The sequence below is a fragment of the Romboutsia maritimum genome, from assembly GCF_002251085.2.
Taxonomy (GTDB): domain Bacteria; phylum Bacillota; class Clostridia; order Peptostreptococcales; family Peptostreptococcaceae; genus Romboutsia_B; species Romboutsia_B maritimum.
The window spans coordinates 1-11,193 of the sequence record NZ_NOJZ02000040.1 but is presented as its reverse complement, the minus strand read 5'-3'; the positions used below and the strand labels follow the sequence as shown (position 1 = coordinate 11,193).

Annotated in this window: 10 protein-coding genes; 4 read left to right on the top strand and 6 right to left on the bottom strand. The window is 26.3% G+C overall.

What is annotated here, in order from left to right; all coding sequences use genetic code 11:
- Nucleotides 1–660 precede the first annotated feature (660 nt).
- Nucleotides 661–2,397, top strand: coding sequence for an ABC-F family ATP-binding cassette domain-containing protein (locus tag CHF27_RS12825; RefSeq protein ID WP_095404632.1), 1,737 nt, complete (start codon nt 661–663; stop codon nt 2,395–2,397).
- A gap of 431 nt (nt 2,398–2,828) precedes the next feature.
- Here the strand turns inward: CHF27_RS12825 and CHF27_RS12820 are convergent, their stop codons facing one another.
- Nucleotides 2,829–3,323, bottom strand: coding sequence for a GNAT family N-acetyltransferase (locus tag CHF27_RS12820; RefSeq protein WP_095404633.1), 495 nt, complete (start codon nt 3,321–3,323; stop codon nt 2,829–2,831).
- A 151-nt stretch (nt 3,324–3,474) separates the two neighbouring features.
- On the bottom strand, nt 3,475–4,311 hold the full coding sequence (locus CHF27_RS12815) for a hypothetical protein (RefSeq protein WP_095404634.1): 837 nt from the start codon (nt 4,309–4,311) through the stop codon (nt 3,475–3,477).
- Between the two features lie 138 nt (nt 4,312–4,449).
- Between CHF27_RS12815 and CHF27_RS14765 the strand changes: the two genes are divergently transcribed.
- Entirely contained in the window at nt 4,450–4,650 is a 201-nt protein-coding gene (locus tag CHF27_RS14765) for an integrase core domain-containing protein (protein WP_408638586.1), read from the top strand.
- Here CHF27_RS14765 and CHF27_RS14400 read toward each other — a convergent pair.
- Nucleotides 4,636–4,758 carry a cation transporter gene (locus tag CHF27_RS14400; RefSeq protein ID WP_115976277.1) on the bottom strand — a complete coding sequence of 41 codons (123 nt, stop codon included), beginning with the start codon at nt 4,756–4,758 and terminating at the stop codon, nt 4,636–4,638. The genes CHF27_RS14765 and CHF27_RS14400 overlap by 15 nt on opposite strands.
- Nucleotides 4,759–4,842: 84 nt before the next feature.
- Complete coding sequence (locus tag CHF27_RS12800; protein ID WP_095404636.1) at nt 4,843–5,190, bottom strand: four-helix bundle copper-binding protein; 348 nt, start codon at nt 5,188–5,190, stop codon at nt 4,843–4,845.
- Between the two features lie 205 nt (nt 5,191–5,395).
- Between CHF27_RS12800 and CHF27_RS12795 the strand changes: the two genes are divergently transcribed.
- Nucleotides 5,396–6,286 (top strand): multicopper oxidase family protein, encoded by an 891-nt coding sequence (locus CHF27_RS12795; protein WP_095404637.1) that lies wholly within the window; start codon nt 5,396–5,398, stop codon nt 6,284–6,286.
- Nucleotides 6,287–6,528: 242 nt separating this feature from the next.
- Here CHF27_RS12795 and CHF27_RS12790 read toward each other — a convergent pair whose 3' ends face one another.
- Nucleotides 6,529–9,303 carry a DEAD/DEAH box helicase gene (locus CHF27_RS12790; RefSeq protein ID WP_243445015.1) on the bottom strand — a complete coding sequence of 925 codons (2,775 nt, stop codon included), beginning with the start codon at nt 9,301–9,303 and terminating at the stop codon, nt 6,529–6,531.
- Between the two features lie 148 nt (nt 9,304–9,451).
- Between CHF27_RS12790 and CHF27_RS12785 the strand changes: the two genes are divergently transcribed.
- Nucleotides 9,452–10,618, top strand: coding sequence for an acyltransferase family protein (locus CHF27_RS12785; protein WP_158534772.1), 1,167 nt, complete (start codon nt 9,452–9,454; stop codon nt 10,616–10,618).
- A 206-nt stretch (nt 10,619–10,824) separates the two neighbouring features.
- On the opposite strand, the gene tlp is transcribed toward CHF27_RS12785, so the two are convergent.
- Nucleotides 10,825–11,052 carry a small acid-soluble spore protein Tlp gene (gene tlp / locus CHF27_RS12780; RefSeq protein ID WP_095404640.1) on the bottom strand — a complete coding sequence of 76 codons (228 nt, stop codon included), beginning with the start codon at nt 11,050–11,052 and terminating at the stop codon, nt 10,825–10,827.
- Nucleotides 11,053–11,193: the final 141 nt, after the last annotated feature.

Sequence of the window (11,193 nt, the reverse complement as noted above, 5' to 3'; positions counted from 1 at the left end):
ATAAAAATCAACCGCCTCATTCTTGGTCTCCAAAATTTGATTTGCTGAAAGTAGAATTAATTCTTGCTTGCTCAAAATATTTTGATTTATCAGACCAACAAATTACTATTTAACAATTAGTTTTACCACTATTAATTTACATTTTCTATGAATTGATTAGTAATTATTATATCTCACATAAATTATTTGGTAAATCACTTAAATAGAAAAGTTCCTCAACCAAATTATAACTTATGGTAGAGGAACTTTATATTCTACACATTATCTCTTATTTTTAATTAGCCAAATTTAGCAAAACACTCATTTACTTATGATACGGTTCTCCGTACCTTACTCTATGGAGCGTAATTTTTTTATTTCATAATTATTTATCTAGACATGTCAACGTCTTGGATTTGCTACGAAAAAATCCAATTTTAAATAATTGAAATTAGCCTTAAAAAGTGTTATGCTATCAAAAGAAATCAAAAAATGTCGTTACTATATATACTATCAATTACAAAATTGAGATTGATTATATATTAAAGAGCTTATTTTTTATAGGCTCTTTTTACATCTTATGGAGCAACAGACCTTTAGGTTGTTGGCGACGTGAAGCGATTCGCCGACACATCGCTCAAGCAAAGCGAATTTTTTAAAATGATAAAGAGAGGTAATTATATGATAAAAATTGACAACTTGTCCTACTCATTTCCGCAAAGAGATCTATATAATAAGGTTTCATTTACATTAGAAGATGGTCAACATTGTGCTTTTATAGGAGCAAGTGGTAGCGGAAAAAGTACACTTATAGATATAATAATGGATCCAGAAAAATATATATTTGATGGTAAGTTAGAAATGAATTCAAATTTAAGAATTGGGTATGTAAGTCAGTTCTCACAACTAGACAGAATAGAAACTACAGTTTTCGAATATATAGCGGATCAATTTATCAAGCTACAAGATGAAATAGCATCTATTTGCAGTGAAATGGAAACATCTTCTGATATTGATGCTTTACTAGAAAAGTACCAAGAAGCTTTAGATGCATTTGATGCAATTGATGGTGATGATTATGAAAGCAACATTAATAAGAAACTAAATCTTGCAAATTTAACTAAGCATAAAGATAGAATGATCTCTGAACTTAGTGGTGGAGAATTTAAACTTATTCAGGTTATTAAGGAAATGCTTAATAACCCAGATTTAATGATTATGGATGAGCCAGATGTGTTCTTAGATTTTGAAAACCTTAATGCTCTTAAAAATTTAATTAATTCTCATAAGAAAACCATTTTAGTTATTACACACAACAGATATTTATTAAATCATTGTTTTAATAAAATTATCCATCTTGAGAATACAGAGCTACAAGAATTTGATGGCAGATATATTGATTACAACTTCTCTCTTCTTCAAACTAAAATCGAGTTACAAGAAATGGCTATTGCTGATGAAGAAGAAATTGCGAGAAATGAAGCTTTAATCGAAATATTAAGAGAGAAAGCAACTTATAATGCTGAAGCTTCTAGAGGTAGAGCTCTAAAAGCTAGAGTTAAAATCCAAGAAAGATTAGAAGCCAAAAGAATTAAAGCACCATTTGTAGATATTAAACAACCGTATATCAATTTAGATACAAATAATGAAATTGAAGAAACTATCGCTTTAAAGGCTTGTGATTTTGGGATATCATTTGATGAAGTTCTTTTAGAAAATATTAACTTTGAGATAAAATCTACTGATAAAATAGCTATTGTTGGTACAAACGGTGTAGGAAAAACTACTTTATTAAAAGAAATATTTAAAAATAATAATAACTCTATTGAAATAAATGAAAACATTAAGCTAGCTTACTTATCTCAAATGCAAAGCGAAGTAGTAAATGAGTCTAATACAATACTTCAAGAGTTCTATGATGTTGGATTTGAGACTTATGGTGAAATTAGAAGATATGTTGGAAGATATGGTTTTGATTCAGATATACTTACACAAAAGATTGAATCTTTATCTGGCGGAGAAAAAAATATACTTCAATTGGCGAAAGTTTCCGCTAGTAAAGCAAATATGTTACTAATGGATGAGCCTACAAGCCACTTAGATATTTATTCTCAAATGGCTCTAGAAAAAGCCATAGCAGATTACAAAGGTGCTATTTTAATGATTTCTCATGATTATCATTTTATAGTTAACTGTGCGGATTATGTTTTACTTATTGAAGATAAGACAATTAGAAAAATGAGCATGCGTAAATTTAGAAAGATGATTTATGCTAATCATTTTGACAAAGACTATCTGCAAATTGAAGAAAAGAAAAAATCAGTTGAAATGGAAATAGCTTCTGCTTTAAAGGATACTGATTTTGAACGTGCAAAAACTTTATCTAAAAAGTTAGAAGAGTTAATTAAATCACTTTAAATAAATAACCCCCTTAGAATTGACAAATCTAAGGGGGGCTTTTGTAAAGAAAAATCTATAGCTCACTAAATTATACAAGTCCTAGCTCCGTTACTTGTGGTACGGTTCACCGTCAACATTCCACTTGCAAAATATATATAGAAATATAATTTTAAAGGATATATTCTTAATTATCTTGATTAAGAACATATCCTTTAAATATTTAGTTATATTTTAAAATAAAACACATATAATATTAATATAGATATTATACCTTATAAACTGAAAGAAACTTAAAAATCTCAGTAATGTAAGGTTATAAAAGTTCCGTCTATAAAAGGCTTAATCCTTTTTAGGATTAAATCATTTTAGCATACTGTTTTTACATTCATTATTTAATTGATAATGAACAATATATGCAGATTGCGACGTAATTAATGCCAAAATCATACTTATAATCTCCACCAAAGAGTTTCTCCTGCTTTATACTGCTTGAATCCGCAACGCTCTAAAATCCTTTGAGAAGCCAAACCGTCTAAATCAGTTTCAGCAATTACGCTTGTAACCCCATTTTGTTTTAATGCCCACTCACACAATGCTTTTACAGCTTCTGTCATATAGCCCTTGTGCTCAAACTCTTTACCTAAACCATAACCAATCTCAACGTCACCATTTTCATTAGGAATATCTTTAAAATCCGCTGAACCTACTACAACTCTATCATCCTTGCGAATCAAGAAAAAAAAGCTATGCCATAAATAATTGTTAGGGTCTTTTTGAGATATTTCATACTGTCCCTTTACTATTTCGAGAAAAAATCCTTCCATTGATTCTGCCTTATAGGAACAGTCTAATTCTTTTTCAAGTTTAGTAATATCTTCAATCCATAGTTTTAATTGCTCCAAAGTTAACGAAATAAGCTCCAAGCGTTCAGTTTGTATTATCATTTTGTTACCCCCATTACAGATTTCTATTTATTAAGTTTTTTACACCTTTCATATGTCGTATTGATTTACAATTATTCATTATTATATCTCAGTTATAAATGCAATACCAACATTTTCAATTATAATATTGGTATTACATAAACTTTTACCTTTATTTTATATCATAACTTATTATTTTGATTTTCATTCTTTCAAAATCTATCTCACACAATCTATTAGCTCTTAACATTTCTATTAAGTAACTTTCTGTTTTTTTTTCTTTTGTCCTTGGATTTATTCCCTTTTTATTTAACTCTTCTATTAAGCCATCCTTTATTAAATTATTTAATGTAATGACATTAAACTCTAATAGAATATTTTTTCCAAATAATCTTTTCATTGTGTTATAACAGATACTATAATTTAATGTTGTTGCATAAGAATTTTTATCTTTAGATGTATTAAAATAATAAACTCTTATTTTTGTATTGTCTGTTATACTGTTGTATTCAATATGTGCTATAAAAATATTTTTTCTCGCTAATGTTGCTATATTGCTATTATAAAGATAATCGTCATCAATAACAATACTTTTATTTGCAATTAAATTCTTATAATACTTAGTCATATTATTTGCTGAATGAAGCAAATTACAATTTATATTATCTAAGAAACCTAAGAAATCATTTACTGATAATTTAAGCCCACGCTTTTTCATACTTGGAATTATTATATTTAATATAAATTGAGTTTTTAGTATATTCTCCACATATCTTTTATTACTATTGACTGTAGTTAAAGATGCTACTTCACTTGATTTCTTTGCGTTTGCTAAATATCTTATCGCATACTTTTTAAATAATATAAATTTACTATTTGTATTGCTATATTTTATTTTCTTAATTATCTCCGCTCTTTCCATCTCGCTGATTGATTTTATAGCATCAAATTCATATTTTGCTACGCCTAATTGCACTAATATTTTTATAAATTGCTTTTGCAGTATCATTTTATAATAATTAAAACTGGACTTACACCCTTCTAGTAAAGGAAGGTAAAAAAACAACAAAAAATAGCTAAAGAATTAGAGTTATCTAGAGATATGGTTTATATGGATGTGTATATTGGTAAAAGGTATCAAAGTTAAATAGATAAACATGGTATTGTTGCAAGTATGAGCAAGCCTGGTAATCCTTATGATAATGCTATGATAGAGTCTTTTAATAAGTCTCTAAAAACAGAAATACTGGATATTAAAAATATATTCCATACTAGAGAAAATGCTAAAAAAGCTATATTTGAATATATAGAACTAGTTTATAACCTGCCTTTTCTACGACTGCTTTAATTTCACAATAGAACTTTCAACACTATCTAATTTTTTAGTAACTTTTTCTATTATATTTGCACAAGCTGAGCATATCATTCCTTCAATTTTAAAATTTTTTTTATTCATTTTGCTGTCCTTCTATTTATTAAAGAAATTATAAATAATCAGTTAAGTATAAAAAAATGTACCTAACTGATTATTATTAAATATTTACATCCCAGCCATTTTTCTGCATTCATCTGCACATTTTTTGCATTCTTGTGCACATTTTTGGCAATGATTATCTTTAAACATTTCGCATTCTTGTGCACATTTATCACAAATAGTCGCACACATTTGGCAGTGTTCCTTTGCATATTGAGAATCCATTGACATTTTTGCTGCTGACGATTGGCACATACATGCACAGTCCATAAGTATGCTTATGCAGTTTTTTCTAGCAGCTACATCATCTTCATTTAAGCATGCTGTGAAACATTCATGACACGCTTGAGCACATCTATTACATGCATCAATGCATGTTTGATATTTGTCTGTTTTATTAGTTACTATTCCCATTTAATACACTCCTTTTAATTTAATTTTCTCATACAAAAAATAATATGCCCTAAAAAATTGTTATTATTCGGTCAAAAATAATGGATATAAATATTTAAAAACATTCCTAATTATCATATCTGATTTTAGTAACTAAAAAAATAGACTTGAATATTATATAATAAATTTAAAAATTCAATCAATTTATAAGAGGGTGTTTGATTTTATGCTTGTTACCCCAGATATATCGTCTCTAAAATATACTATTGATAAAGGTGTAAAATATTTTGAATTAGCAGCAGAACCAGTAAATCAAGAAATACTTCCCGGAGTCTTCATAAAGGGGTGGGGTTATAATGGGAGTATACCGGGTCCGACAATAAAAGTATACCCTGGTGATTATGTTAATATACGGGTGTATAATCACCTTCCTGAAGCTACAAGTATTCATTGGCATGGACTTAACGTTCCTAATGTAATGGATGGTGTTCCAGATGTTGAACCTTCTCCTAGGATTGAACCTGGACATTTTTTTGATTATCACTTTAGAATAACTAACCCTCCTGGAACACATATGTATCATTCTCACGTTAATGTAGCAAGGCAAGATATGTTAGGTTTATTAGGTGGTTTTGTAATCCTAGACCCACATGAAGTAACTATCAATAAGGATTATCTACTTCTAATGCAGGAATGGAGTCTCGTTGGTTTAGAAAAAGGAAAGAAAGTAGAACCAGGTAATTATAATCTTAATCCTTTTTCAATGGATTTTAATATGTTTACTATAAACGGTAAAAGTTTTCCATATACTACACCTATGCCTGTTGAATATGATGATATTGTGCGACTAAGATTTGGAGCTATACAAATAAATCATCATCCTATGCATCTTCATGGACATCAATTTTGTTTAGAAAAATCCGATGGTAATCCTATTATACCTAGTAATAGCCTATTAAAAAATACAGTTTTAGTAGCTAGTGGCGAAACATGGGATGTACTATTTAAAGCAAATAATCCTGGAATTTGGCCTATTCATTGCCATATCTCACATCATGTGTCTAATAACTTTACTGATGGAACAGGTGGCATGTTTACTACTCTAGTATATGAATAAGATAAATATTAAAAATAACTTAGTAACATTGATCCTAATATACTTTTAAAAATTTGATATAAAAAGAAGGATAATCCCTTTAATAGATTGGTTATCCTTCTTTTTATAGTATTGTGAATTAAATTATTCTTCTTAAAAGTATATATTATATGATTTCCTATAAAATAAATAATCCAATTTTAGTAAAAAACCCATTTACTTATGGTACGGTTCATATCTATTAATTCTAAACAAAATTAAATTTATTTAAGTAAATTTAGTATTTCTTCATCTGATAGATTTTTTAATACACTTGTATCGGATAAATTTCCATCTATTATATCGTCTATTAATTGTTTTTTATTTTCCTGTAACTGAACTATTTTTTCTTCAATAGTTCCTTTTGATATAAGCTTTATAACTTCAACAACTTCTCTTTGACCATACCTATGTGCTCTATCACTTGCTTGATTTTCAACAGATGGATTCCACCAAGGGTCAAAGTGAATTACAGTATTTGCGGATGTTAAATTAAGCCCTACACCACCGGCTTTTAGAGAAATCAAAAATACTTTCTTATCTTTACTTTCATTGAATTCACCTACAAGTTTTATTCTATCAATAGCTTTAGTTTGTCCATCTAAGTAACTATATTCGATGTTGTTCTTAGATAGCTTTTTCCCTATATTTTTAAGTACACTAGTAAACTGTGAGAATACTAATATTTTATTATTTTCCTCTGTATATTCTTTTATAATTTCTAAGCAAGCTTCTATTTTTGCACTTTTACCTTTATACCCTTCTACTATTACACTTGGATCTAAGCAAAGTTGTCTTAATTTTGTTAAGTAAGAGAATACAGTTATTTTATCTTTTATATCATTTTTTTCTTTAAGTTTATCTTTTATATCATTTACATATACCCTATATATTTTTCTTTGTTCTTTGTTTAACTCTACTAAAAATTTTCTTTCTATTTTATCAGGTAACTCTTTTATAACTTGTTTTTTAGTTCTTCTAAGTATAAATGGTTTTATCATTTTCTTTAAATTTTGTATTTGGCTTTCATCTCTAATAAATATAGCATTAAATTTAGATACATTATATAGATATCCTGGCATAATAAAATCAAATATAGACCAAAGTTCTAGTAAATTATTTTCTATTGGTGTACCAGTAAGTGCAAATCTATTTTTAGCTTTTATAGCTTTTACTGCGTCTGTACTTACAGCCGTTGGATTTTTAATATTTTGGGCTTCATCTATAATACAATAATCAAAATTTATTTCTTCATATTTTTCTAAATCATTTCTTAATGCTCCATAAGTAGTTAAGATGACATCATAGTTTTCCAAACTATTTATTATTTTTTCTCTTTCACCTTTTAGTGAATGAGCTATTCCAACCCTTAAGCTCGGAGTGAATTTTTCAAACTCATTTTTCCAGTTATGTATAAGTGATGTAGGAGTTATTACTATACTTTTTTTACCTTTTCTAGATAATAAAAATGCTATAGTTTGTAAAGTCTTTCCAAGTCCCATTTCATCTGCTAGTATCCCACCAAAACCACAATAATCTAAAGTTTCAAACCAATTTAATGCATCTATTTGATAATCACGAAGAGTAGCATTTAAATCTTTAGGTATTTTAGAAGTTATATTATCAACATTTTTAAATTTATCTACAATATGTTTAGTTTTTTCTATTCCATATATATAAGGTAATTTTTTACCTGTAAGTAAATCGTTAATGTATAATGATTTACTTGTATGTATCTTCATATCATTTAAGTTATTAGTAAATCCTAAGCTTTCCATTAACTTAAACATTTCTTTAGTTTTTTCATCTTCTAAGTTTATAAAGTTTCCATTACCTAATTTATAAAATCTTTTGTTAGCTTTAAATGCATCTATTATATTTTTATATTCACTTTGATTTACTCCTTCAATTTCAAAACTAAATTCTAAATAATGATTGACCTCTTCACCAAGTCCAACTTTTATATAAGTAGAATTATATATTTTCTTTGCTTTTAATTTATCTGAATAATAAATCTCACCTATATTTTTTAGTCTATTTATTTCTTTACTTAAAAAGTCATATAGCTGATTGTCATTTCCTCTAAATATGTATTTATTTTTATCTTTTTCAAAATAATATGTGTAAAGTCTGTATATTGCTTCTTCTTCTTTTTCTATATTTTTAATTATAAATTTACCTTCATCTTCACCTTCATATTCAAACTTTACATCACAAGTTATTTTTTCTTCTTCTAAATCAAAATAGTATTTTACTTGCAATTTTTGAGAAATATTTTCTTGTATCTTCTTATCTATTTTCACTTCATTAGATAAGTTCTGAAGCTTAGGAATTACATTAGTAAGTACTTCACTTACTTTATCCTTTGTAAATGATATTTCCTTAAATTCATCTAGAACTGTATATAATTTTTTATAATATATTCCATTTTCGCTGCTAAGTAAATATATATCTCCTCTATAAAATACTACATCACCTTTTTGAGATATAGGAACAGGTAATACTTCTTCACTTTTAATTAAAATTTCTTTATTACTCATTTCTAAGTCTATACTTATAGGTAATTCTCCTTTTATTATTCTTGGATTATAATACATATTTTTAAATTTAAATTCAAACTCTCTATATTGTAAAGCTTCCATTAATCTTCTTACTGAAGGTCCATTTATGCTCATATATCTATATTCTCTTTGTGATGAATCAAATGAAATTTTCATTCCATATTCCTCTATTATCTCAATAATTTTTTCATCCTCTATATCGAAATAATTATTTAATGAGTTATATACAAAGTCTATTCCATAAATTAAGTTTCTTGAATCTACTCTTGCATATGCAAACTCTTTAAGGTTTTTTAGTGCATACATTTTTTCTATACCTATTTTAAAGTCAGCTCTTATACTATAAGATGCTACTAACTCTAAGCTTATATCTAAATTTACTCTTTCCTTAGGTTTGCTTTTAAAATAATTTAAAAATTCTTTATTTATACGGTCCATTTTATCACCTGTTTTCATTATTATAAGTTTTATTATAACATCTTAAAAATTAAAATATTTATATAAAAACATATTTTAATTTATTATTTATATAATTTACAAAAACTTACAATACATAGTATACTTGTCTATATAAGGAGGTTTGATGATGGTTTCAAACAAGCAACAATCAGGAAGAATCAAATATATTGATGGGTTACGTGGAATATGTGCACTAATTGTGGTAATGAGTCATTTTATGGTTGCATTTTTTCCCTCATCATATTGGGGGGCAAGTCTGCCATCACATACATTATATAATTTAGATACGTACTTAGCACAATCACCTTTATCTTTATTTTATGCTGGAAATTATGCAGTTTGTATATTCTTTATTATTAGTGGATTTGTATTAAGTAAAAATTACTATGCTAACAATCAAAAAATAAATAAACTTGCTACAACTCGATATTTAAGGTTATGTATTCCGATATTATTTTCTACATTAATAATTTTTATATTTATGAAATTTTCAATATTTAAATCTATACAAGCATCAAATATCACAGGTTCCATATGGTTACAAAATTTATATAACTTTAATCCTAATTTTGGGGATATGTTAAAAGTAACTTTATTTGATGTTTTCTTTTTAGGAAGTGGAAAATATAATACTGTATTATGGATGATGTCTATATTATTTTATGGTTCATTTTTAACAATTTTTATAACAATGTTATGGAGTAATATAAAAAATAGACATATAATATATTTAATATTAGGGATAATTTTTTTCAAATTAAACAAAATATATTATATTTCATTTATTCTAGGTATAGTACTTTCAGATTTGGATACAAATCATAAAAATATAATAAATAAAATAACTGGTAATTTATACTGTATGTTTATGATTATTTTAGGTATATATTTAGGATGTTATCCAACAGGAATTACACCTACTAATACATTTTATTCATGGCTTAATATTGGCGAACAGTCATACCTAATATATCATATTTTAGGTGCATTTATGGTTGTTTTAGGAGTAATATGTTGTAAGAAAATACAAATAATATTATCCAAAACAATTTTTCAATATTTAGGAAAATTATCTTTTTCAATATTTTTAGTCCATATAATTATATTATCTTCTTTTTCATGTAATATTTTTATCAAAGTATGGAACTTAACACAAAGATACCAGTTTTCATTTATTATATCATTTATTCCGTCAATTATTATTATAATAGGTTTTTCACATTTATTTTATAAGTTAATAGAACAGAATTTGAATAAAATGGTTTCAAAAACATATGATAAATTCTTTTTATAATGTACAATACATAACAATTAATACCTTACGAATCTTTCCTATATGATTCTACTCTAATAAATTAACATAAAAAGAATTCATTTCAACTTAAAAATAAGTAATTATAAAACTATATTACTACAAAAAGGTATAGGATAAAATTAAACAATATTATCCTATACCTAGTTACACTAACTTTTTTAATCTATTAGTTTTTTATTTATTAATTATTTAAAGTTGTTTTCTCTAGCTTGTGCTTCATCCTTTATTTCACTACGCATATTATTAAGTGACTCTTCTCTTCTTTTGTTTTTTGCTTCTAATTCTTGTTTAGTTTTAGGGTTGTCTGTTTTAGATATCATTTCATTAGCTAAATTCATATTTTTAATAGTACTATCAATATTATATTGTATTTTTTCTACATTATCTCTTCTGTCATCTTGATTAGGTTTCATGTTGAAATTCTCCTTTAAATTAATTTTCGCAATAATATATTGCTCAATAAATAGCTAATTTATTTATAAAAATCTATTTTTACATAAAAAAAGTTGCCTCAAATATATGAGACAACTTTTTTATTTAATCTTAGTCTTCAC

Bases quoted from the DNA above. Each gene is read 5' to 3' on its own strand.
- CHF27_RS12825 (WP_095404632.1), top strand. From the start codon at position 661: ATGATAAAAATTGACAACTTGTCCTACTCATTTCCGCAAAGAGATCTA.
- CHF27_RS12820 (WP_095404633.1), bottom strand. From the start codon at position 3,323: ATGATAATACAAACTGAACGCTTGGAGCTTATTTCGTTAACTTTGGAG.
- CHF27_RS12815 (WP_095404634.1), bottom strand. From the start codon at position 4,311: ATGATACTGCAAAAGCAATTTATAAAAATATTAGTGCAATTAGGCGTA.
- CHF27_RS14400 (WP_115976277.1), bottom strand. From the start codon at position 4,758: ATGAATAAAAAAAATTTTAAAATTGAAGGAATGATATGCTCAGCTTGT.
- CHF27_RS12800 (WP_095404636.1), bottom strand. From the start codon at position 5,190: ATGGGAATAGTAACTAATAAAACAGACAAATATCAAACATGCATTGAT.
- CHF27_RS12795 (WP_095404637.1), top strand. From the start codon at position 5,396: ATGCTTGTTACCCCAGATATATCGTCTCTAAAATATACTATTGATAAA.
- CHF27_RS12790 (WP_243445015.1), bottom strand. From the start codon at position 9,303: ATGGACCGTATAAATAAAGAATTTTTAAATTATTTTAAAAGCAAACCT.
- CHF27_RS12785 (WP_158534772.1), top strand. From the start codon at position 9,452: ATGGTTTCAAACAAGCAACAATCAGGAAGAATCAAATATATTGATGGG.
- tlp (WP_095404640.1), bottom strand. From the start codon at position 11,052: ATGAAACCTAATCAAGATGACAGAAGAGATAATGTAGAAAAAATACAA.